The organism is Acinetobacter sp. B51(2017) (genome assembly GCF_003711395.1).
Classification (GTDB): Bacteria; Pseudomonadota; Gammaproteobacteria; order Pseudomonadales; family Moraxellaceae; genus Acinetobacter.
In genome coordinates this window covers 1-25,193 of the sequence record NZ_PJRJ01000007.1, presented here as the reverse complement: position 1 = coordinate 25,193, position 25,193 = coordinate 1, and the positions used below count along the sequence as shown (strand labels likewise).

The 25,193-nt window shown below is 42.4% G+C and carries 18 protein-coding genes; 5 read left to right on the top strand and 13 right to left on the bottom strand.

All coding sequences use genetic code 11. From position 1 onward, the window contains the following. The 13 genes from CYK47_RS04870 to CYK47_RS04810 form a co-directional block, all read right to left on the bottom strand. Positions 1–492: a type IV pilin protein gene (locus tag CYK47_RS04870; RefSeq protein WP_122899459.1), complete on the bottom strand. Its 492-nt coding sequence runs from the start codon at positions 490–492 to the stop codon at positions 1–3. Beyond that, positions 492–4,640, bottom strand: coding sequence for a pilus assembly protein (locus CYK47_RS04865; RefSeq protein ID WP_122899458.1), 4,149 nt, complete (start codon positions 4,638–4,640; stop codon positions 492–494). Before CYK47_RS04865 ends, CYK47_RS04870 begins: the two co-directional genes overlap by 1 nt. A gap of 21 nt (positions 4,641–4,661) precedes the next feature. Beyond that, a complete protein-coding gene (locus CYK47_RS04860; protein WP_122899456.1) occupies positions 4,662–5,465 on the bottom strand; it encodes a PilX N-terminal domain-containing pilus assembly protein in 804 nt (267 codons plus the stop codon). Continuing rightward, entirely contained in the window at positions 5,462–6,454 is a 993-nt protein-coding gene (locus CYK47_RS04855) for a PilW family protein (protein ID WP_122899454.1), read from the bottom strand. Before CYK47_RS04855 ends, CYK47_RS04860 begins: the two co-directional genes overlap by 4 nt. After that, positions 6,454–6,981 carry a type IV pilus modification protein PilV gene (gene pilV, locus CYK47_RS04850; RefSeq protein WP_122899452.1) on the bottom strand — a complete coding sequence of 176 codons (528 nt, stop codon included), beginning with the start codon at positions 6,979–6,981 and terminating at the stop codon, positions 6,454–6,456. The genes CYK47_RS04855 and pilV overlap by 1 nt, the downstream gene beginning before the upstream one ends. Beyond that, positions 6,978–7,472, bottom strand: a complete 495-nt coding sequence (locus CYK47_RS04845; RefSeq protein ID WP_164709149.1) for a GspH/FimT family pseudopilin — start codon at positions 7,470–7,472, stop codon at positions 6,978–6,980. The genes pilV and CYK47_RS04845 overlap by 4 nt, the downstream gene beginning before the upstream one ends. Positions 7,473–7,741: 269 nt before the next feature. Beyond that, a complete protein-coding gene (gene urtE, locus CYK47_RS04840) occupies positions 7,742–8,440 on the bottom strand; it encodes an urea ABC transporter ATP-binding subunit UrtE (RefSeq protein ID WP_122899448.1) in 699 nt (232 codons plus the stop codon). A 10-nt stretch (positions 8,441–8,450) separates the two neighbouring features. Further along, on the bottom strand, positions 8,451–9,269 hold the full coding sequence (urtD, locus tag CYK47_RS04835; protein ID WP_122899446.1) for an urea ABC transporter ATP-binding protein UrtD: 819 nt from the start codon (positions 9,267–9,269) through the stop codon (positions 8,451–8,453). After that, complete coding sequence (urtC, locus tag CYK47_RS04830; RefSeq protein ID WP_252150246.1) at positions 9,269–10,402, bottom strand: urea ABC transporter permease subunit UrtC; 1,134 nt, start codon at positions 10,400–10,402, stop codon at positions 9,269–9,271. The genes urtD and urtC overlap by 1 nt, the downstream gene beginning before the upstream one ends. Positions 10,403–10,407: 5 nt before the next feature. Beyond that, a complete protein-coding gene (gene urtB, locus CYK47_RS04825) occupies positions 10,408–12,021 on the bottom strand; it encodes an urea ABC transporter permease subunit UrtB (RefSeq protein ID WP_122899444.1) in 1,614 nt (537 codons plus the stop codon). A 65-nt stretch (positions 12,022–12,086) separates the two neighbouring features. Beyond that, positions 12,087–13,340 carry an urea ABC transporter substrate-binding protein gene (gene urtA, locus CYK47_RS04820; RefSeq protein ID WP_502697048.1) on the bottom strand — a complete coding sequence of 418 codons (1,254 nt, stop codon included), beginning with the start codon at positions 13,338–13,340 and terminating at the stop codon, positions 12,087–12,089. Between the two features lie 322 nt (positions 13,341–13,662). Continuing rightward, a complete protein-coding gene (locus CYK47_RS04815; protein WP_122899440.1) occupies positions 13,663–15,732 on the bottom strand; it encodes a bifunctional diguanylate cyclase/phosphodiesterase in 2,070 nt (689 codons plus the stop codon). A gap of 275 nt (positions 15,733–16,007) precedes the next feature. Further along, on the bottom strand, positions 16,008–18,206 hold the full coding sequence (locus tag CYK47_RS04810; protein ID WP_122899438.1) for a carboxy terminal-processing peptidase: 2,199 nt from the start codon (positions 18,204–18,206) through the stop codon (positions 16,008–16,010). 177 nt (positions 18,207–18,383) lie between these two features. Here CYK47_RS04810 and nagZ point away from each other — a divergent pair, with 177 nt between their 5' ends. The 5 genes from nagZ (at position 18,384) to pta (ending at position 24,993) form a co-directional block, all read left to right on the top strand. Beyond that, positions 18,384–19,406, top strand: coding sequence for a beta-N-acetylhexosaminidase (nagZ, locus tag CYK47_RS04805; protein WP_122899599.1), 1,023 nt, complete (start codon positions 18,384–18,386; stop codon positions 19,404–19,406). 133 nt (positions 19,407–19,539) lie between these two features. Further along, complete coding sequence (locus CYK47_RS04800) at positions 19,540–20,805, top strand: glutamate-5-semialdehyde dehydrogenase (protein ID WP_122899436.1); 1,266 nt, start codon at positions 19,540–19,542, stop codon at positions 20,803–20,805. Positions 20,806–20,915: 110 nt separating this feature from the next. After that, entirely contained in the window at positions 20,916–21,317 is a 402-nt protein-coding gene (locus CYK47_RS04795; protein ID WP_122899434.1) for a hypothetical protein, read from the top strand. 277 nt (positions 21,318–21,594) lie between these two features. Then, complete coding sequence (locus tag CYK47_RS04790; protein WP_122899432.1) at positions 21,595–22,806, top strand: acetate/propionate family kinase; 1,212 nt, start codon at positions 21,595–21,597, stop codon at positions 22,804–22,806. Between the two features lie 45 nt (positions 22,807–22,851). After that, positions 22,852–24,993: a phosphate acetyltransferase gene (gene pta / locus CYK47_RS04785; RefSeq protein WP_122899430.1), complete on the top strand. Its 2,142-nt coding sequence runs from the start codon at positions 22,852–22,854 to the stop codon at positions 24,991–24,993. The last annotated feature ends 200 nt before the right edge of the window (positions 24,994–25,193 follow it).

The window sequence follows — 25,193 nt, the reverse complement described above, 5'->3', positions numbered from 1 at the left end:
TTACCACTCCTGTGTTGTTGCGCCACAATCTGTGCTTGTAGCGCTTAATAATTCTAAGCTGGCACATTTTTGACTACGTGAACTTAAAAAATACGAAGGTGACTCGCGTAAATAACGCTGCCCTAGCTGATACGGTGTCGCAATGAGTTTATAGCCTTGCCCAATCACCGATTGTTGTAAATCTCGATGGCTATTGAGATCCAAAATCTGAATTTTGTAGCTATATTTTTCGGCATTGGCATCTTTAGGTAAATAGATGACACCTGCCTCTGTTTCATTAGGCGCCACAAAATCGGCATAGTTGAGCTGGCGCCCCCGATAATTTTCTAAGCGCTCAGACAACATTAACAGTTCTGCTTGGGCTTTGGCTTGTTGATTACGCGCGATATAGCGTTCATAGCTAGGCATGGCAATCACAGCAAAAATTGCCACAATCACCACAACCACCATCAATTCAAGTAAGCTAAAGCCTTGTATATGTCGTTTATTCATTAGCGTTCAAACCAACGGGTCGGCTTAATCACACGCGCCTGTGAGTATTTCTTTAAACGTTGCGTATTTAAAGCACTTTGATCTTGGTCACATTTACCTACACAGGCCTCTTCCGTGGCAGCCAGTGGGCCAACCAAACTTGAGGTACGGTTACTGTCAGCCGTTGCCCCCAATGTTGGTCCAGTAATGCCTTGATAATCTTGTTTGACATAGGCTGCACAATCGCCAAAAGGTGCACAAACACGATGAATGGTGGATAAACCCTGCACACCTCCGCCACAGCTATTAGAAATATTATTTAAGCTGGCTTTTGGATCATATAAATTGATATATAAGTCGCTGGCGATTAATTGTGACTCTTCAAAAGATTTAGCAAATTTTTGTGTGTTGGTATCGGCTACTGAGTTTAAATCAAATACCCAACCACGATATTGCTCGGCGCCACGCCCCATATTCAAACGAATTTTATCGTTGTTTAAACTACCACCACCCCAATGCAAGCTGGTCATCCCACGACCTAATTCACCGCGTTTTGCAAGGTTGGCACTGGTTGCTTCCACGCTTAAGCCCACCTCTTTTGCAAAGCTTGGTTTTTCTAAACCATTCATCGCTGCATCGTAGTCAAAAATGCCATAAATTTTATTGCGCTGAGTACTACTTTCTAAAGGAAAGCTACGATTACCTGAACCTGTGCTGATAAACACAAAACGTGACTGCCCTGCATCAAATACTGCTGTGGTTAAGCGGTCATAAAAGCGTGGCACAAAGCTTGGGTCATATAAACGGTCATGCTCACTATTGCTGCTCGCTTCACGTAAATTAGCAATGCGCTGCACGCGTACCGCTAAATTATGTTTTTCAGTAAGACTGACTTGTTGAATATTATTAAGATCGACACGGAAAATTTGTCCGCCTAAATCGGCAAAGTAAATCATATCACTCAGACCGTCGGCATCATAATCACGTACCACAGGTTGTCCGACCACACTATACAGCAGTTGTGCTTGCGTGGTTTTTTTATGTGCTTGGTCAATATCCGCGGTATTGGCACTGGTCATCCAAATCAGTTCACCTGTTGTGGCATCAACGATATATAAGGCATTACCGCGTGTAGCAGTTGAGCTAGGCTCTTTAAAATCTGCCGCGGCTTGCTCATACACCTCAGCATCATAACCTCCACCAAAAATTAGCACTTTACGGCGCTCACCTTGTACACGAATTTCCGCAACTGTTGGTTTTGACCAAATTTGCCCCATGCGTGCAAATTCTTTTAAGCCTGGGTGTAAATGAAAGAGAAGTTCTGGCTGGCTTGGATCTGCTATATTTAAACCATATAAAGCTTCACCGCCCATGCGTAAGCCACCATAAATATTAAGGCGGTCGGCTTGGTACTGCACGCTTTGTTTATTGCTCGCATCTTTAACGACTTGGACTTTAAAAGTATTATCCGCTGTCCACGGCGCATCTACACCGTAAGCCATGCCAATTTTGCTTTCTGCCACAATGCCTTTAGAGTGTTGTTGCGCCAATGTATCATATTGATGATCGATAATTTCTTTAGGCACAAACACCGATTTCTCTTGGCCAGTTTTGGCATCCACAATATGTAGGCCGCCTTCCATTGAGCCATAGACCACATATTCATGACGAGCATTGATCAGGGTATTGCCATTTGGATCAAGCTTGGCTTGTTGAGTGACTAACAAAGGGGTGGAATGCACAACGCCACCCAAATAGCGATAAGGGCTGCTTGGCGTTTGAGTAATATTAGCTAAATCAGCTGCCGATAAACTGGTGACATTAGCATCAGGTAAAGCTGTGGCATAGCCTAAATAATTTAATAAGGCATAACGCTGACGCACGCTTAAATCTTTAATCGATTCGCCTAACATCGCAGTCGCCAAATTATCTTTATGGACACGTTTTAAGCGGTTTTCATCCATAATAAACACACGGCGTTCAGCACTGGCTGAACTTGGATCATTCGCAATGACTTGCTGTGAAGGCACAGGAATTTTTGCCCATGCCCCACCTTGATTCACCAAGCTATGATCCATACCAGTCGCATCGTTTGACCATAAATCTTTGGCATTTGGGTTTATCACTTGTTGATTATTAATGATGTGATAAATGGCATTGTGATTGGCGTCTTTTAAGGTGCCATCAATAATATGGTATTTTTTTAAATTGCCTGCCCAAGTGCGTAGCGTATGATCTTCTTGTGGCATCACCATAGGGAAAAAGCCCGAGGTCATCAATTGAGTTTGATCAAGCGGATCACGCGGCACTGCAATAGAACCTAAACTCGATGGAGTAAAGTCAACTTTTAAGCTTTGCACAAAGTCAACAATACTGGCCGCAATATCATCGGAATTGGTGGCTTGATAGAACCCACCTTCGCCATAACCATGGCCTTTACTGCCCCATTTACAGGCATTTTTGACATCTAAATTGTCAGTTGAATCACAATCATAACTGCCATCTGGTTTTTGTTTTAACCCTTCAAAGGTTGAACCAAAGCCCACTACTGCGGTTTTAATACGCATACCCGCAGGATTATTGCTTTGATTATTTAATTTTTTTGCATACTCACCAATATATTCCCAGCCCCCCGTTTCACCCGAAAACAAATTAGATTTTAACTTGGGTGATACTAAAACCCCAGTGCCATTGGGTTTGACTTGAAAGGCATGTGCTGGGGTCAAAGAATGATTCATAATGGCTTTGGCCATATCGTCTTTGGTTGAGTTTGGCGCTCCATCGGTTAAGAAGTAAATGCCATTGCCATCACAACTATTTTTAGAGCCACCCGCGACATAGGTATTACTGCCATCTGTTTTTTTGGCACTTGCGACAGAATAACGAAAACCACCAACCAAATTATCGGTTACGCCTGTTGAAGTTTCACTTAAAGCAAATGGATTGGTACGATACGAAACCAAACCACGTACGCCATCGTTATAGCCCCATACCGTACCTACAATCGGCTCGATATCCATTGGCTCTTGATCAACTTTCATCCACCCATCTAAACGCCAGCCTACGGGTAGCTTGCTATATACATCCCAAAGCTTATTCATATCACCAACTTGATCACGTAATTGCTTTGGTGTGACAGCTTCCCACCCCCCCTGAGTGGTTGGTCGATAGACTTTATTGCCTGTAGAAAAAGATTTATTCGATGAGCTATAGCTTGGCCAACCACTTGGACATTGTTTGACTGTGGCACCTAAAGCTGAAGTACGCCCACTGCCGAGTTCCACACAAATAAAATAAACCTGACCATCGTCATTGTTACTTTGTTTGACCATGTAACCATCATAAATATAATTAATTTTACTCAAGCTATTATGCGTGCTGTCATAACCTGTACCCGTACCCATCATATACGCCCCTGCTTCTGCATAAGCATGTGCGGTTGGCGTACCACTAGAGCTTTTAACAACATCTGATGGATAACTATTACTTGATAATTTCAAATTAGGGTTAGCGCTACCATCTTCATTGGTCGTGGTATCTAAGGATTTAAAATTGGCAACTTCTAGCGCAATTTTTTGGCGTTGCTCTAAACTTAAAGGCGCGGCTGGTACCAGCACACGACCCGAATGACCATCGACGAGTTGATTCGTCGCGGTACCAATATTTAGCGGCGTTTTGGCAGAAAAATGCCCAAGCCCCATGACTACACTATTATCAAGTTTGTCACTTGCTAGTAAGGGTAAAATGGCTTCTTTTAGACGTGATAAACGGTCGTACTGTGTTACACCATTTTTGCTACAACCACGAACATAGTATGGAATGGTTTGTTCACCAATTTTTACACTTTTGGCAATTGCGGTTTTATTGGTGCTTGGGTCTTTTAAGTTATATGCCCATTCCCACATTTTTGCAGTTGAACGGTTAGAATAATACTCTTCGACCAAGACGCGATCACATAGAGGGCTATCTACATCACCTGGGCTACCATATTGATTATTACGTGACAGAACTAATGAACTAATCCCCATACTGCCCGAGGTGTCGAGCATCAAGAAAATTGAAGTTTTACCCTGCTGATTGCCTTTATAAATACTTAAGTCGCTGGCATAGCTTGGCATAATCGCAAGGGGCAATAACGCCATGAATTGCACGAGTGGTTTTAATTGCATGATTTTCTTCCCAAGCGCGAGTTAATGTTTGCTTTCTGACAAACGCACAACATATTCAGCCAACTGTGTATTCAGTGGCACGCCCAATTGATTTAAACATTCGTGTAAGGTTTCAACTTTCACCTGTGATGGATTTAACGCAGGATCGGCACGGTTATTGAGTAAAGTGTCATCCATCATGCGCTCTTGTAAGCAAGTCTTGATGTCATCGACATCTGCGCCTGTGGCTAAAGCGGGGGCAAATGAGGTGACAATCACACGCACACGTTTGGTTTCGATATTGGCTTCTTTGAGATCGCTATTTTTGGCTGCTAAATCAAAACGCCCCATCTCTACCGTCGGGTCATCAGGACTGACCACTGCCACTTGTGTGACCACTGCTTTACGACTAATGGAAAACATAGTTTTTGGGTCACAAACTGCCTTTACATCCCCAGACAGTGCTGCACTGACACCCGTTTTTTCACTAATATTTAAGCGCTCGACAATACGAAACTCAGCTAAATCAAAAAATAAACCTTTGCCGGCACGTTCGCCAATCTGCGTTGGTTTAAAACAAAACTGTAATTCTTTACCTTGATTACCCGCCAACAACACTTGCCCTATTGGCGTACTGGCCAAATGACGCGCTTCATGAGCTTTAAAATTTTTTTCTAAATGATCTAAAGCCACATCTGAAGTTTGCATCAGCAGCGTTTGTACTTGGGCATTGGTCGCAAGTTTTAAATTAAAAATACTGTGCCGAATAGCATATAGCCCCACAATGCTGATGAGTAACAATAAAATCAGTACGACGATTAAGGTCGCTCCACGTTGCTGTTTCATTGGCTCACATCCCCTAAACCACCATTTCTTAAGGCAATGGTAGTGCTGTAGGTTTGACGCATAAATTGATCATCCGGCACGCGAATGCTCCGGTCTAACACTTGATAGGTGTTTTGTCGTGTATTGGCCACTTTTTCATTGGAACGTACGAGCCACGCTAAATTGATACCAATAATGGCAGGTCGCGTTTGGGTTGCATCTGTCATAGTCAATGCTTGATAAGCGGCTATATCTAAGGTACTGGTACTTTGATCTGGCTGTCGCAGTAAGAGTTGTACACGCATATACTCAACATTATGGGCAATCAAATGCCCTGTACTTTTACCGTAGTCACCCATTAAGGTTTCGCTTTGCTCAATGGTTAAGGTGTTTTCATCATCCTGAACAAGGCTTTGCGGTGCAGCTTCCCCTTTGGCAATAAAGAAACTATCCGAGCAATACAGATCGGCCGATTGATCCGCATTTTTTTTCACATAATACTTTTCAATCACATACCAGCCTTTTTGCATCGTGCTTAAGCCACGATTTGGACCACGCACTTGACGCCCCGTACAGGTACGCATATCTACAGGTGCTTGATACATAATCACCAATTGATCGCTGTTTAAACTGGAAAATGCACTTGGATTGACTGCGGCCGCGGAGACATAATCTTTGCCAGCAATCGGCTGATTTGCCAGTTTTAAACCATGTAAATTACCCGCTAAACTCTGCTCTGCATCAACATATTGCCCCGATAGCACGATGCCGCCATATAAGCTTTGATCATGCATGGTACCGGCATTACCATGATTGGCCAGACGAATGTTTTTGGTGACAGCGGTCAGACCAAAGACACCACTATCTTGTACTGTAGATGCTGCTTGTTGGATTTTATAATTGACTTGACCACTGATAAACAATTGGACGGCTACAGCAACCAGTACCAAACCAATGGCAATGGACACCATTAATTCGATTAAAGTAAAACCTTGTTGCAGCTTTGGCATTAGTAAGCCTCCAACACCAGACAATCAGGATTATCTGCATATTTACCTGCGTCAGCCGCAATGCTGTCTTGCTGAGTGCCGTTGTCATTAAGACAACGCTGGCTTACATGGCGTGCTGCCACAATCGGCTGGGTTTCATTCCATGCAGCAATTAAGCATAAACGGCTTTGCTGCACGGAAGTATTCGGACAATCACTCACTCCCAATTGAATCAATTTACTATTGGCGAGTTGCTGTTGCTGATATAAATCTAATAAGGCTTGTTCATGCGGTTGACAGTTATGTGTTGTGGCACAATGAGGTTGGGTTTTAGGTATAGCAACACGATAGTCAGCTTGACTATTGAGACGAATTTTTTCTGCTAAGCCATTGAGCAAAATCAATGCATCTGAACGTTTTAACGCTTCTTCAGTTGCCACTGTCGCACGCACTTGTAATGCTACAAAGCCTAAAATAGCCACTGATAAAATCAGCATTGCCACCAACACTTCGATTAAACCCACACCACGTTGTTGCCTTAAACTCATGAACAAGCATTCCCTTGTAACATCTCCACATGACCTGGCATATATACCTGAATCGTATAAGAACGTGCACCCGCACATAAGGTTATGCTCTGCTCAATGGTATAGCCTTGCGGACTAAAGACAAAAACTGTCGCACTCGCATTTTTAAGTGAAACTTTAGAATCTAGCGCCAGCAACGTGGTCTTATTGTTTTGCTGTAGGCTATTTAAATTTTGTACATGCTGTAAGGCTTGGGCACAACTGGCCTGCGTCATTCCCGCCACATCAAGACACAGTGCATGTTCGCTACTGGTTAATAATGCTTGACTACGCGCTTGCTGCAAAGCAATTTTCAGCTCCAGCGCTGCCTGTTTGAGTTTTTGATTTTCTAAAGCACTGGCCAAAGACGGGGTCGCAATCATGGTAATAATTGCCAATACAGTTAATGTTACCATTAACTCAATCAGGGTAAATCCACGGATTTTATGTGCTGAGCAGAGAGCTTGCTTCAAATGTGCCGACCTTAAATTCATAAATGAGGTTGATGCTTTAAGGCGAGAGATTAGCACAAATAAAATAGTTGAAATTTACACTATTTTTTTAAATAATGTATACCTCATCACACATTTTTTAATTATCGCTATCCACATAAAATAAAAAATCGCCTTCCACCCGATAAATGGTACAAGGCGACAGATAAAAAAACCAACTAATCTGCTCAGATTAGCATCAATTTGGTATGTTTTTTCAGCTTAAACCGATCATATGTATTTTTATTATTCTAAATAGCCACCAAATCACGAATCCCTTTATTTGGCATTTCTCGCCCTTGACCTTGATCAACAACTTGACCTCTTTCCATAACCGTATAATTATCTGCCAACTGTTCCGCAAAATCGTAAAATTGTTCAACTAAAATAATCGACATTTTGCTACTCTGTGTTAAACATTCAATAACACGCCCAATATCTTTAATAATCGACGGCTGAATCCCCTCTGTCGGCTCATCTAAAATTAAAACTTTGGGTTCAGAGGCTAAAGCACGCGCAATTGCCAGCTGTTGTTGCTGACCACCCGACAAGTCCCCACCACGGCGATATTTCATTTCTTCTAATATTGGAAAAATTTCGTATAAATGACTTGGCACCTGCTTGGCTTTTTTACTGTTAAATTTGGCCATGCCAATTAAAATATTTTCTTCTACTGTGAGCGTCGAAAAAATATCCCGTCCTTGCGGTACATAAGCCAAGCCTGCACGCACTCTTTGTTCAGGACTGAGTTTAGAAATATCTTGTCCATCTAGCAAAATTTGCCCTGATTTAATCGGTAAAATTCCCATTAAACATTTAAGCAAGGTGGTTTTGCCTACCCCATTGCGCCCAAGCACTACCGAACACTCACCAATGGGTGCAGTCAATGACACATCACGTAAAATATGACTCCCCCCATAAAACTGATTGACGTCTTTGACTTCTAACATGACTGTCTCCTTAACGTCCTAAATATTTTTCAATGACATCTTCATTGGCTTGCACTTCTGCCAAAGTACCTTCGGCTAAAATTGCCCCTTGAGCTAACACGGTGACTTTTTCACTAATGGTGTCAATAAAGCTCATGTCATGTTCCACCACAATTAAGGTATGATTTTTTTTCAGCTCTAAACACAGTTCTGCGGTGCGTTCGGTTTCGGCATCGGTCATTCCAGCTACAGGCTCATCTAATAAAATGAGTTGGGGTTGCTGCATCAGCAACATGCCAATTTCTAACCACTGTTTTTGCCCATGTGACAGTAAGCCTGCGGGTTTATTGACAAATTCTTGTAGCCGAATTTGCTGGAGAGAAGCATCTAAAGCAGCTTGTGCCTCACTACTTAAGCGGCTAAACAAGCTTTTTTTCACCCGTTTATCTTTGGGTGCAGCAAGAAGTAAATTTTCCATTACGCTAAAATTTTCAAATACTGTCGGTTTTTGGAATTTTCGCCCAACTCCCGCTTCAGCAATTTGCTCAGTACTCATTTTCGCTAAATCGTAGTTTTGCCCAAAAAATGCCGATCCTTCTGTAGGACGGGTTTTACCCGTGATTACATCCATCAGCGTGGTTTTACCTGCGCCATTGGGGCCAATAATGCAGCGCAATTCGCCTTCATTAATATAAAGCGACAAATCATTCAGTGCCCGAAAGGAATCAAACCAAACACTGACTTTTTCTAAATATAAAGCTACGCCATGACTAAAGTCCGCACCTTGGGGTTTAGGACGACCATAGCCTTCTGCTGCATGACCACCATGTTGTTGTTCTTGTGCCAACATTAGACATCTTCCTTATTCTTTTTAAAACGATCCAATAAACCAATCACGCCTTTAGGTAAAAATAGCGTTACCACAATAAATAGTGCACCTAAAATCAGCAGCCAAAATTCTGGTGCTGCCACGGTAAAATAGGTCTTAACGCCATTGATTAAACCAGCACCTAAAATTGGCCCAATTAAAGTGCCGCGCCCACCCGCTGCCACCCAAACTGCCATTTCAATAGAATTGACTGGATTCATTTCACTTGGGTTAATAATGCCAGCTTGCGGCACGTATAACGCGCCTGCTATGCCTGCAATCACTGCCGAGAGTACCCAAGCAGATAATTTGTACCAAAGCGTGCGGTAGCCTAAATATTGCAGGCGGTTTTCACTGTCACGAATAGCACCCAGCACCCGTCCATAGGGTTGATTCATGAGATGCCGTAAGCCAATAAAACACAGCAATAACAACAATGCTGTTAAAAAGCACAAGCTTGCGCGCATCGGAGCCGAGCTAATATCCATGCCTAAAATCGTGCTAAAACCTGTAAAGCCATTATTGCCCCCAAAACCAGTTTCGTTTCTAAAGAACAGTAATGCTGCTGCAAAGGTCATGGCTTGGGTAATAATAGAAAAGTACACCCCTTTAATTTTGGAACGAAAGGCAAAATAACCAAAAATAAAGGCCACTAAGCCTGGTACTAATACCACCAGCAACAAAGCCCAAGCGATATATTCTGTGCCAACCCAATACCATGGCAGCTCATTCCAACTTAAAAAGCGCATAAAATCAGGTAGATCATTGCCTGCCGATTCACGCATTAAATACATACCAAAGGCATAACCACCTAAGGCAAAATACAAGCCATGCCCTAAACTTAAAATGCCGGCATAACCCCAAACTAAATCTAGGGCTAAGGCTACCAATGCCAAGCACATAATCTTGCCAATTAAAGTGACCCAATAGGCGGATAGGTAAAAGCTTGAATCGCTCGGTAATAAATGTAGCCACGGCATTAATAACAACACGGTAAAACACACGGCAATTGCCGCAGCGCTGATTGGTTGATTACCGAGCAAACCATAAATACCGCGTGGTCGACTGTTTAAATCTAAAGATGGTGGTTGTGGAGTTAAAGTTTCTGTTTTCATGCTTGTTACTCCACAAATCGACCTTTAATCGCAAACAAGCCTTGCGGACGTTTTTGAATAAATAAAATCACCAACACCAGTAATAAGATTTTAGCGAGCACTGCGCCCATACCAATTTCCAAAACTGTGCCACTAATGCCTAAGCCCAATGCTGCCAAGACCGCGCCTAAGACTTGTCCTACACCACCAACCACCACCACAAGGAAGGCATCAATAATATAGTTTTGACCTAAATCCGGACCGACATTACCGACTTGCGCTAAGGCACAGCCGGCAAGACCGGCTAAGCCTGAGCCTAAACCAAAGGCCATCATGTCAATGCGGCTCGAACGAATGCCCACGGCGCGCGCCATTTGGCGGTTTTGCGTGACAGCACGTACAAATAGACCAAAACGGGTTTTATGGAGTAGATAAACCAGCAATAAAAGTACCGCCACAGTAAATACAATAATGGCAATCCGGTTATACGGCAGCATCAGACTTGGGGTCAGTGCAATCCCGCCTGACAGCCATGCAATATTGGATACCTCGACGTTTTGTGCGCCAAAAGTCATGCGCACCAATTGCATCAGAATTAAACTCACGCCAAAAGTGGCCAATAAGGTTTCTAATTGACGTCCATATAAAGGTCGAATCACGGTACGTTCAATCAGCATGCCAATTAAACAGCTCACCAAAAATGCAGCTGGAATTGCAGCCAATAGATACCAATCCACATAACTGCCCAAATAACTTTTAAACAGGCTTTGCACTACATAGGTGGTATAGGCACCAATCATGATCAGCTCGCCATGTGCCATATTAATCACGCCAAGCAAACCATAGGTAATTGCCAAGCCTAACGCGGCAAGCAGCAAAATACTGGCGGTACTGAAACCTGAGAAAATATGCCCTGTCCATTCACTAGCTTGAATACGGGTTTTAATACTGCTTTGTGCCGCACTCAAGGCTGCTGCTAATTCTGGATGTAAGTGGCTTTGTTGTAATTCTTGCTCCATCAATGCCAATACATCAGGACGACTCGATTCGGCTAATACATTCACGGCTTGAATCTTGGCCAAAACATCAGTTTGGTTAAAATCCAAACGGGCTTTCAGCTGCGCCAAACGATCTTTGACTTTATTATTTTTTTCTTGTAAATACAGGGCATTAATCTGTGCAACATCTAATTCATTTAAGTTGTTTTCTAAAATATCAATCGCAGCAAGACGCTGTTTGGCATCTGTAGATTTTAATTTCACTTGTGCCTGCGCAAAGCTCAGGGCTTTACGTAAAGTATTGACTAAAGTGACTTGGCTTAAATCACTTGGCCATGTTGCAACAACGCTTTGACTTGGATAATTTTTTAGCGTTTCTTCATGCTCTAAAATATAAGTTTGCCCTTGGCTATCGCTATATAACTGATCTTTTTCAATAAAATTCACCAGTTGATCCAACTGTTCTACACTGCCTGGCCATTGATTAAGTAAAGCACGGCGTTGATTAAAATCTGCCTGTACAAATTGTTGTATTGGGTCAGCTGCCGCCTGTGCTTGTATGCTGTTCTTTTCAGCCCAAACTGGGCTACTCAAAACACCACTCAATGCTAAAAAAAAGGCGAAAAAATACTGTTTAAACATCCCAAATCCCCTCTAAAAAATGCTGTATAAAAAGCTCATGGCATGGCGATGAGCTGAGGTTGAACTTATTTTGGGATGTACGGACTCCATGGCTCGGCAGCGATGGTATTTGGCGTTTTGTAGACAATATCAAATTGACCATCGGCACGAATTTCACCAATCATCACTGGTTTATGCAGGTGATGATTGTCTTGATCCATTTTTAGGGTATAACCCGATGGTGCTGCAAAAGTTTGCCCCTTCATAGCGTCACGGACTTGATCGACCTGTGTTGAACCTGCTTTTTCAACTGCTTGCTTCCACATATGAATACCCACATAAGTGGCTTCCATTGGGTCGTTAGTCACAACCTTATTGGCATTGGGCAGCTTATATTGCACTGCAAATTGTTTGTATTTATTTACAAATTCTGTATTAGCAGGATTCTTGACCGACATAAAATAGTTCCATGCCGCTAAATGCCCCACCAATGGTTTGCTATCAATCCCTCGTAGTTCTTCTTCGCCAACCGAAAATGCCATCACAGGAAGATCAGACGCTTTAATGCCTTGATTCCCTAACTCACGGTAAAATGGCACGTTAGAATCGCCATTAATGGTGGAAATCACCGCAGTCTTTTTAGCTGCCGAGAATTTTTTAATATTGCCTACAATAGTTTGGTAATTGCTATGCCCAAATGGGGTGTATTCTTCCATAATGTCGGCATCAGCCACGCCCTTAGAGGTTAAGAAGGCACGTAAAATTTTATTGGTGGTACGTGGATAAACATAATCTGTGCCTAACAAGACAAAACGCTCTGCTTTGCCACCTTCATCACTCATTAAATATTCCACAGCAGGAATAGCTTGCTGATTAGGTGCTGCGCCAGTGTAGAAAATATTTTTAGATTGTTCTTGTCCTTCATATTGCACAGGATAGAACATTAAAGCATTGAGCTCTTCTAGCACAGGTAAAACAGATTTACGCGATACGGATGTCCATGCGCCAAAAATCACCGCCACTTTATCTTGAGTCACCAACTGACGGGCGCGTTCAGCAAACAATGGCCAATCTGAAGCAGGGTCTACAATCACAGGTTCTAGTTTTTTACCTAAGACCCCACCATTGGCATTAATTTCATTAATGGTCATTAATGCAGTATCTTTGAGTGAAGTTTCTGAAATCGCCATCGTGCCAGACAGCGAATGCAAAATACCGACTTTAATCGTCTCATCACTTGTTGCACTGACTGGTACTTTGCTGTCAGCAGGCGGCGTTGAATTATTTTCAGATTTAGAACAACCTGTCATCAACATTGCTCCAGCGATTGCTGTTGCCATGAATGATTTTGCTGCTACTTGTTTATGCCACATGACCCATCCCCATCATTAGATATTGGTTTTTCTCTAGATGGGTCAATTCAATTTTTATGCCAAAGTGACAAAGCAAACTCAAAATTTAAAATCATTTTTAAATTAAGATTTTGAAAAATAAATATTTATTATAAAAAAATCGCCATATGGTTAAATCAAACCATCGCGGTAACTCAGCTTAACCCGCTGCTAGATAGATCATGACTGCTCAAGCACACTGAACCTAAATCGCGCATCTAAGCGATTACAATCTTGGCAGGGCTGCGCTTTTTTTAGGCAGTTTCTGTTTTTATGAGCTAAGATCGAGCAAAAATCTGCTTTCTAATTGGTCAACTGGCATGGGGTGCGCCAATAAATACCCTTGTAGTTGCTGACAACCTAAACGACTTAAAATATCCGCTTGCTGCTGATGCTCAACACCTTCCACTGTCACCAATAAACCCAATTTACGCGCCAGTTGAATGATACTTTCGACAATCATTTCATCTTTGGAGTTTTCGGTTAAATCGAGAATAAAACCACGATCAATTTTGAGTTCATTCACAGGTAGATTTTTAAGATATAAGAAGCTCGAATGTCCAGTACCAAAGTCATCAATCGACAATTGAATCCCCATAGCACGTAGGCGCTTAAAGCTTTGGATACTACTTTCAATATGATGCATGGCAGTCGACTCAGTTACCTCAAGCATTAAATGCTGCGGATTGACTGGATATTTATAGAATAATTGCTCCAAGGTACGAAACAGATGTTTATGCTCAAACTGCACTGCAGATAAATTCACCGCAATCGGAAAGCAATCTCGCCCCATTTTTTCCCAACTTTGGATTTGTTTTAAGGCTTCTTCAATCACCCAATAGCCCATTTGAATAATTAAACCCGTTTGTTCAGCCCCTTTAATAAACATATTTGGGCCAAGCAAACCTAAGCTTGGGTGTTGCCAACGAATTAAAGCTTCAACCCCACAAATACGCTGCTCTGCACAGGTAAATTTAGGTTGATAAAACAGTACGAATTGTTGCTCCTCGACTGCTTTATACAAATCATTAATCAGCTTACTTTGGCTTTTTACATCTTGTTGATCAAGACTATAGTTATAAACCGAGTAGGTATTACGACCTTGGAATTTGGAGGTCAGCATGGCTGCATCTGCATTCATCAGCAGGTCTTGCAAGTTTTGCCCATGTTCTGGATACATGGCAATACCAATACTGGCTGAAACATTAATTTCTTTCCACGCGATTAAAAAGCGCTCTTGAAGGATCATTAAGATTTGTTCAGCTAATTCAATGGTATGCTCCATATTGGCACGTTCAATAATCAGCAAAAATTCATCACCACCAATCCTCAGCAATTTTTCATTTTCAGATAATTTGCGATGAATACGCGTGGTCATTTGCACTAACAATTGATCGCCCACATGATGCCCAAAGCCATCATTGACGGTTTTAAATTGATCTAAATCAATGTATAAAAAAGCCAGTTTATGATGATACTGGTGATAGCTAAATAAGGTTTTGGCATATTCATTTAAAAATGAGCGGTTTGGCAACTGAGTTAAGCTATCGAGTAAAGCTTGATTAGCCAACTGTTGATTCAGTTTAAATAATTGCAAGCTGCGCTCTTCTAGGCGTTGATCCATAATCGCCACCGCAAAAGCTGCAAATAAAATCAAGCTGGTGATAAAAATAACGCTAAATAGCAAGATGCCCTGCTCAGAGGCCAGCAAACTTTTAAAGATATGATGTTCGACAGGATACCACTGGACCGCGGCCATCCCTGCATAGTGCATACCAATAATAGAAAGCGCCAACAGTAAAGCCAGCGTAAAACGAAATATTTTTTTATGCTGAGCTACTTTTTTATATTTAAACGACAGCCAAAAGGTAAATCCTGTACCACTAATGGCGATCAAGATTGACAACAATACCAGCAGCAAATTGTAATAGGCTTTATGCCCTTCGACTAGCAAGCCCATCATACCTACATAGTGCATGCCTGTAATCGCTAACCCCATGACAAATGAGCCTAATACTAACCGCACCCACGACAACTGTGGCCGCGTGTTGAGCCAAATCGCAAATGTCGATGCGGCAAAGGCAATAAAATAAGATAAGGTGGTTAAGGTATAATCAAGATGATAAGGCGCAGGAAAATGACAGGCGAGCATACCCATAAAATGCATACACCAAATTGCAGCACCTAAAGTTGCTCCGCTGACCAGCAAAACGATTTTTTCTAGCTCTTTACGTAAGCCTTTAAAAAGTAACTGTTCAATCGAAATGGCAAAATAACAAACTGCTAAAGCCACAATCGCTGAACCTGTTACTAGGCTGAGATTGTAATGGATATGTACCATCATGTATTTCCATAGGCTTTATCTGTCTAGGCTGCAGTGAAAAAAACTGCACAAAAAACTCCCCCAAATGCAGATACTCTGCTACAAGTTTTTTGTTAGACAAATAAGTGTGTAAAGAATCTAACACTTACGCATTTAGGTCAAGTAGCAAGCGTTTAGCCAGCTTATAAAGTTGCTATTTTTTTAACAAAATAAATCAATTGCTGTAAAAGAGCTGCCAAAATAAAAAAGCCGAGCAAGCTCGACTTTTTATATAATCAAATCAGGCATTCAGATTATAGCGCGGCTTTTTTCTGTAGCTGGGCATAATCTAATAAGACGTTGGCCGACTCAATTACAAACACTTCTTCTTCAGGTAAAGCAGGTCGCTGTGCCGCTTTCATTTTGGCGCGTGCTTCAGCTAAAGCATCAATAGAAGCTTGATAACTTTCCCAATTGGCATACGGTTTTTGCCCTGTTACGCTACGGCGCGCATTTTCTGCAGCCAAGGTTTTTTGTTCTAAATCCAACAGCTCAGCACGACGCTGATCTAAATCTAATACCACACGTTTTTTCTCTTCAGCTTTTTTAGCCAAAGCTTTACGTTGCTCTAGATATTTAAACTGTGGATCAAGGCTGACGCGCATTTGCGAGCTTTTCGCCAACTGTGCTACATAAGGTTGCACTGAGCCTTCACGTTTAAATGGTGCAGTGGCAATAGTATCCCATTCTAAGGCGTTTTTAGCTTTGCGCTCACCAAACTCTTCGTTGTAAATATCTACCAGTTTAATGTCTGGAATCACCCCTTTGTTTTGGGTACTTCCGCCGGTAATACGGTAAAACTTACGCTGGGTGAGTGTGGCTTGGCCATAGGCGAGAGTCTCCAATTGTACTTGTGCCGTACCTTTACCTGTGGTGGGACTACCAATCACAATACCACGCTCATAATCTTGAATGGCAGCCGAGTAAATTTCGCTGGCAGATGCCGAAGCCAAATTCACCATAACTGCCAGTGGGCCTGCATAGGTTTGACGACCACCATCATTATCTTCAAAGACGCTGACGTTGCCGTTGCCATCACGGATTTGTACGACAGGCCCTGACTTAATTACTTGCCCCAACATACGAGCAACTTCTTCTAGTGAACCGCCTGGGTTATTACGTAAATCAATAATAATCCCCGCTACGTTTTGAGCCGCCAGTGCCTTTAAAGCATTGTTGGTATCTTCAGAAACTGAGCGATATTGATCTCCCGCACGGCGCGCGCGATAGTTTAAATAAAATGATGGAATCTCAAGCACCCCAAAGGTGTATTGCTTGCCATCACGGCTGATTTGTACAGTACGACTACGTACGCCCGCATCTTCTTCTTGAATCACATCACGCGTGAGCGTCACTACACGCGCTTGACTCAATGGCATGCCAGGTCCTAATAAACGTAAATTGACCTTAGTGCCCCGCTTACCACGAATCAAGCCCACCACTTCTTTGCTTGGCCAACCAATCACATCAATGATTTTTTCACCTTCTTGACCCACGCCAATAATGCGATCACCGGATTTGACCTGACCTGATTTACTCGCAGGCCCGCCTTCAACAATAGTTTCAATCTTGGTGTAGTCTTCATTGCTACGGTCTGGACGAATCGACACCCCAATCCCTTCCAGCTGCAATGAGGTTTGACGATTCAGCTCAATGGCATCTACAGGTGGGAAATAGTTACTATGTGGGTCATAGGTTAAGGTCATGGCATTGAGTGTTTTATCTAACACATCATCACTTTTTAAACGACTGACCCGTTCTAGCTGACGGGTATAACGTTTGGTTAAGGTCTGCTCTGGGCTTAAGTCTTCAGGGCCAGATAAATCCTGACCATTGGCTAAACTTGGATTTTCTTTTAAGGCTTTTTGTTTAGCTTGTTCTTCTTCACGGCTTAAGGTTAAGTTAATCAGTTGTGACACCAACATCTTACGCCAATAATCTTGTTGCTCGGCTTTGGTTTTAAAGAACGCTGCTTTTTCACGATCAGTATCAATAAACACGCCTTTTTGTTTTAAATTTTGCGGTTTTTTCAGTTCTGCCAACATAAATTGGTAGAACTCAGTTAAACGTTCACGATACAAGGCATGAATTTGGTAAGGTCCGGTTAAATCACCGGCTTTTAATGCCGCGCCAAAATTTGCACCATATTTTTGTTTATATTGGGCAATCTCTGGGCTTAAAAATAACGAATGATCGGCATCTAAGCTATCGATATAAAAATCGAAAATACGTTTTGAGGTATCTGCATCAAGTCTTTGATTTAAATAATGTTGACGATCGACCAATGTTGCCAATTGACGTGTCACTAAGGCTTGTTCTTGATTGGGCTGAATTTGATTAGCCGCTTGGCTGACATTCGTTTCATTGGCTGCAAGCGCTTCACTCACCACATGAGTGAAGAAGAATCCACCAGTTGCAACGGCAACTGCACACGCGATGGTTTGAAGTTTCATAATTTATAAAGTTTTCCTTCGTTTGGATCAGGCATGACTGCGCACGAATACAACATATGCTACGAGATTCAATCTATGTTTATCGTGTAGTTTTATCATAATCTGTGCTGACAAACTGTAGCAAATCATTGCACAATGCAGCCCTATTTATTTGAAAATTCTAACACGGACATCGCTATGATCGGCGCTTTAATGCTTGATATTGCAGGCACAACCTTAGATACCCAAGATATTGAACTGTTACAACATCCACAAGTTGGTGGAGTGATTTTATTTGGACGCAATATTGAGTCACCTGCTCAAGTCCGAGCATTAACCGATCATATGCGCCAAATTCGCCCTGATATTTTAATTGCCGTCGATCAAGAAGGCGGTCGCGTACAACGTCTAAAACAAGGCTTTACCTTACTGCCTGCCATGGGTCGTTTTGGTGAGTTGTATCAAACCGAGCCTGAACGTGCTTTAAGCCTTTGTGAAGAGTGTGGTTGGCTGATGGCGACTGAAGTATTGGCTGTCGGGATTGATTTTAGTTTTGCGCCAGTCTTAGACATTAACGACATTAGTGATGTGATTGGTGATCGTGCCTTTGCCAAGAACCCACAAGATATTATTGCGCTGGCTCAAGCATTTTTAAGCGGGATGCAACGCGCAGGCATGGCAACGACCGGTAAACACTTCCCCGGTCATGGTTCAGTTAAAGCCGACTCACACATTGCTGCCGCGATTGATGAACGCAGCTTCGCTGAAATTGAAGCACACGATATGCAAAGCTTTGTCCAATTACAAAGTCAGCTCGATGCTTTAATGCCTGCGCATGTGATTTATCCAAAAGTCGATGCACATCCTGCGGGTTTCTCAGAATTTTGGTTACAACGTATCTTGCGTGAAAAACTACAATTTGACGGGGTACTATTCTCAGATGATTTAAGCATGCAAGCCGCGTGTGTGGCAGGTGGTGCCGATGCGCGTATTCAAGCCGCTCTTAAAGCAGGTTGTGATATGGGCTTAGTGTGTAATGATCGCGCTGCGCAGCTCATTGCTTTAAAAGGCATTGAGGACTTAGCTCTGCCTAACCAAGCACGTTTAGAACGGATGCGTGGTGATATTCCAAAGCTTAGTATTGCTGCAGAACTCGAATTAGGCACCACATGGCACGAAGTACGTGAGCGTATTACAGCCTTTAAAAACGCAGCAATTTGATCTTAAGAGGAATAGCCCAGCTATTCCTTTTTTTTATAACTCAATGGATGACAATAATTTTTCATGAAACACTTCAATCTAGTCAGATAGACCTGCTACTATCAGTGGGTATTTTTTAACTGATCAAACCGCTATGCAAGATTCTATTGAACATTATATGCAAACGGTAGGACAACAAGCACGCCAAGCATCACGCATGTTAGCGAGTGCGTCTACCCAAAGCAAAAACGCTGCGTTATCTGCAATTTATACGGCTCTAAAAAACAATGAAGCCGCAATTTTAGCAGCCAACCACATTGATATGACCAAAGCGCATAACAATAACTTAGATAGTGCTCTACTTGATCGTTTAGAACTTACCCCCGCACGCTTTGACGGCATGTTGCAGGGTTTAAAAGATGTGATTAACTTAACCGACCCGATTGGCGAAATTACCGATTTAGCTTTCCGTCCGTCAGGGATTCAACTCGGTAAAATGCGCGTACCTTTAGGCGTGGTGGGCATGATCTATGAGTCACGACCAAACGTAACCCTAGAGGCTGCATCTTTAGCATTAAAATCAGGCAACGCGATTATTTTACGTGGCGGTTCAGAAGCCCACGAATCTAATCAAGCCATTGCCAGTGCAGTACAACATGGTTTAAAAGCGGCAGGCTTACCAGAACATGCCGTTCAAGTGATTAATACCACTGACCGTGCTGCGGTCGGTCAACTGATTACACTGACTGAATATGTCGATGTCATCGTACCTCGTGGTGGTAAAGGCTTAATTGAACGCATTACTAACGATGCACGTATTCCTGTGATTAAACATTTAGATGGTAACTGCCATGTTTTTGTGGAAGCACAAGCTGATTTACAAAAAGCTCTACCCATTGCCTTCAATGCCAAAACCCATCGTTATGGCGTATGTAATGCCATGGAAACCTTGTTGGTCGATGAAAAAGTAGCAGAGGTATTTTTACCAAGCGTGGCAGAGCTGTATGCTCAAAAACAAGTTGAACTCCGCGGTTGCCCGATCACACGTTGTATTTTAGGCGACAGCGTTATTGCTGCAACAGAAGAAGATTGGTACGAAGAATATCTAGGGCCAATTTTAGCGGTAAAAGTGGTTTCAGGTTTGGATGAAGCAATTGATCATATTAACAAATATGGCTCACATCATACCGACTCGATTATCACCGAAAACTTTAGCCTTGCGCGTCAATTCTTAGCCCGTGTCGACTCAAGTTCGGTGATGATTAACGCTTCAACGCGTTTTGCTGATGGTTTTGAATATGGCTTAGGTGCTGAAATTGGGATTTCCACTGATAAAATCCATGCCCGTGGCCCAGTGGGTCTTGAAGGTTTAACTTCACAAAAATGGGTGGTGTTTGGTGACGGTCAAATTCGTCAGTAATCCATTAAAAAAAGCCCGCAATTGCGGGTTTTTTTACCTCTCTTACACAACAAGATGTCGGTTTTTATGGCATAACTATGGGTATAAATATAAAAGAATAGGCACGCGTCATGTTTTATAGTCTCGTCATAGTGACATTTTTATTGGCACTGGGATTGTCCTATAGCGTAATGCACCTGTTTAAAAGCTCAATTGACGCCATTTTAGCGCGCATTATCCAAGATCCAATTTATAGCGCATGGGGCAAATATACCTTTTTTGCTGGCTTAGTGGTGGGCACTTCATCCGGTATTCGTATTTACGATTTGGAAAAATATATCACCCCCTTACAGCACGATGCAGGAGAAAAACAACCCATTATTGTGAGCCTGACCCAAGAACGTTGGGTACTCGAAATTTATCGTACGATTGTAGAAACCTTACAAGGCTTAGCATGGATGATGCTGGTATTTTTTATGGTCACTCTCTTAGCTTATGTTTTACTTAAACGTAATGAAGCGGCTAAAAAATAGCTTTTAGCAAAAAAAATAGGTGTATTTTGCCTACTTTGTAGACAAAATACACCTTAGAGCAGGTTATTCATTTCCTAAGAAAATGAAAACTTTTAACTAATAAATATTAATTATGATTAAGCATCTCGTCGATAAGCCTTAAGTCTAATCACCTAAAGTCTATCTATGAGTCTAAAAACAAGCGTGATACAACTATCAACACGATCAAGAAAGCAGCATTTTTGGTCGTTAGGATGACAACAAGCTAATACTAAAATCGCAAGTCAAGGAATACGCCATGCCTAACTCAGTTCTTATCATCAATTGCGGATCTTCTTCAATTAAATTTGCTTTATTACTTAAAGATCAAAATTTCCGAATTCATGGCCTTGCTGAAAACTTAGGTACGCCTGAAGCGCGTATTAAAGGTGTGACTTTAGGTAATGAACCTGTTGACATCAAAATTCCAAATGCTGACCACAAAGAAGCTTTAGAAGTGGGCTTATCGCGTCTTGCCAATCATAAGCCAGATGCGATTGGGCACCGTATTGTTCACGGTGGCACACTCACTCAAGCTGAACTAATTACTGATGATATCATCGACAAAATTCGTCAAGCGACACCACTTGCGCCATTACATAATCCTGCGCATTTAGTCGGTATTGAAGCGACCAAACGTTTATTCCCAGATTTACCACAAGTAGCGGTATTTGATACGGCATTCCACCAAACTATGCCAGCACATGCCTATCGCTATGCGGTACCAAAATTCTTATACACCGAACATAACGTGCGTCGTTATGGCTTCCACGGCACAAGCCATGCCTATGTATCAGATCGCGGTTCAGAACTTGCTGGTAGCTTTAAACAAGGTGGTTGGTTAACCGCTCATTTAGGCAATGGTAGCTCAACTTGTGCGATTTGGAATGGTCAATCTGTAGATACCTCTATGGGCTTAACCCCACTTGAAGGCTTGGTGATGGGTACACGTAGTGGTGATGTAGATCCAAGTTTACACCGTTTCTTAGAAGCTAACTTAGGTTGGGATATCTACAAAATCGACAAAATGCTCAATAGCCAATCAGGTTTATTAGGCTTGTCTAATCTATCTAATGACATGCGTACACTGATTGAAGCTTCTGAGCAAGGCAATGAAGATGCCACTTTAGCGATTGAAGTATTCTGCTACCGTTTAGCAAAATCATTAGCCAGCTTAAGCTGTGGCTTACCACGCGTAGACGGCTTATTCTTCACCGGTGGTATTGGTGAAAACTCAGCTTATATCCGTGAAAAAACTTTAGGCTACTTACCACACTTTGGCTTTAATTTAAGTGTAGAAGCCAACAACAATTTAAAACGCGGTACAGAAGGTCGTATTGATGCGGGTACTGGGCCACAAATTTGGGTGGTTCCAACCGACGAAGAAGGCCGTATTGCCAAAGAAACTGAGCATGTTGTTGCTGAGTTGACCACAACAAAAAAGACTGAACAAGATGCAGTAGTGGCTTAAGCCCTACTGGATCTGGCCATGACTGAATAATTGATAGATACTAAGATGAAAACGATTTTACTGGTTCCAACCGCAGAAGGCGTAGGTTTAACCTCAGCCTGTTTAGGTCTTGTTTATGCTTTAGAATGCCAAGGTATTAAAGCAGGTTTCTTAAAAGCATTTTCACAAGATGCCAGCGCACAAAGCGACAGCAGCACTGCGCTTTATCGTCATATTAGCCAAAGCGAAACTGTTGAGCCGATTAGTTATGCAACACTGACTTCACGTTTAGCTTTAGCTCAAAGCGATGAATTATTAGAAGATGCAGTGCGTTTACAGCGTGAAGTTAGCAAGAAACACGACATTATTATTGTGGAAGGTTTAGTACCAACCCAACGTGATGCATTTGCCAGCCAACTCAATGCACAACTGGCCCAAGCTTTAGATGCCAAAGTGGTAATTGTGAGCACAGCCGACATCAACAATGCCAAACACAGTGCCGATCAAGTTCAAAGCCAATTACGCCACTTTGCTTTAGATCGTGCTGCTGGTGTGCTGTTTATGCGCACTAAAGGCTTAAATGATGCGCATATTCCTGTGACCTTAGATCCAAGTTTACGTCTAGTTGAAGAAACTGCACATTTTGCCCAAGCCTTACAAAACAGCCATAGCCATATTGGCAGCAAAAACCTGCCAATCATTGGATTAGTGCCTTTTAGCAATACCTTGAGCGTACCGCGTATTTCAGATTTAGCGCAGCATATTCAAGCGGTTTGGCTCAATCAAGGCGATCAACAACGTCGTGTCCTTAATACCAGTTTGATTGGTGGCAACATTGCCAATGAGCTACAAAAATTTGTCGCAGGCGAGCTGATCATTAGTGCCGCAGACCGTGTCGATGCCCTCCTTGCTGCCCAATTGGCCAATCAAAATGGGACACCTTTAGCTGGTGTGGTATTAACTGAGCAAAACGCGCCCAACACAGAGATTTTAAATTTCTGTCAAAGTCATAAATCAGACTTAGCTATTTTGCACACAGATTTAACTGCCTTTGAAACTGTGCAAAAGATCCGTAGTTTCTGTAATGAAATTCCACAAGATGACACCAGCCGTGCAGAACAAGTAACGCATTTTGTCGGCAGCCATTTAGATCCAGATTGGATTAACCAGTTAGTGAGCAATACGCAAAAGCCGCGTTTATCACCTTCTGCCTTCCGTCATGAATTGGTACAAAAGTCGATTGCAGCTAAAAAGCGTATTGTGCTGCCTGAAGGCGATGAACCTCGTACTATTGAAGCCGCAGCCATTTGTCAGGCACGCGGGATTGCCCAGTGTGTATTACTCGCAAAACCTGAAGCCGTGGCTGAAGTTGCCAAAGCACGCGGTGTTGAATTACCAGCAGGTCTAGAAATTATTGACCCAGATCATATTCGCGCTGACTATGTCGAGCAAATGGTCAACTTACGCAAAGGTAAACTCGATGCTTTGCAGGCTGATGAGCAACTACAAGATACTGTGGTGCTAGGCACTATGATGCTTGCGCTCAATCATGTGGATGGTTTAGTTTCAGGCGCAGTACATACTACGGCAAACACGGTACGCCCTGCGTTCCAACTGATTAAAACGGCACCTGATTATTCATTGGTATCATCCGTGTTCTTTATGCTGTTACCGGATGAAGTCTATGTGTATGGCGACTGTGCAATCAATCCAGATCCAAATGCAGAACAACTGGCAGAAATTGCGATTCAATCGGCTGATTCTGCTAAAGCCTTTGGTATTGACCCACGTATTGCCATGATTTCCTACTCAACAGGCACCTCTGGCGCTGGCGCAGATGTCGAAAAAGTAGCAGAAGCCACCCGTATTGCAAAAGAGCGTCGTCCAGATTTACTCATCGATGGCCCATTGCAATATGATGCAGCTTCGGTTGAAAGCGTAGGTCGCTCTAAAGCACCAAATTCCGATGTTGCAGGTCGTGCTAATGTGTTTATCTTCCCAGACTTAAACACAGGTAATACCACTTATAAAGCAGTACAACGCTCGGCTAATGTAGTCAGTGTTGGTCCAATGCTGCAAGGTCTAAACAAACCCGTTAATGACTTATCTCGTGGTGCACTGGTGGATGATATTGTATTTACCATTGCTTTAACTGCCATTCAAGCTGAACAACAAGCTGCTACAGTTCCCGAGTTAGCTGCGGTTTAAATAAAAGCTTCGGCTTAACCCTGTTCTCCGCGCAACCATCCTATATCCGTATAGGATGGTTTTTTTATTGTAAGCGTCCGCTGAACACACCTTATGAATTCATCCTATAAGCCTTAATTTAGTCCCCACTTAAAAACAAGTGGGGACTAAAATTTATGACTATAAATCACCAGACATCCATCGCATCTCTTGCGAAAAAA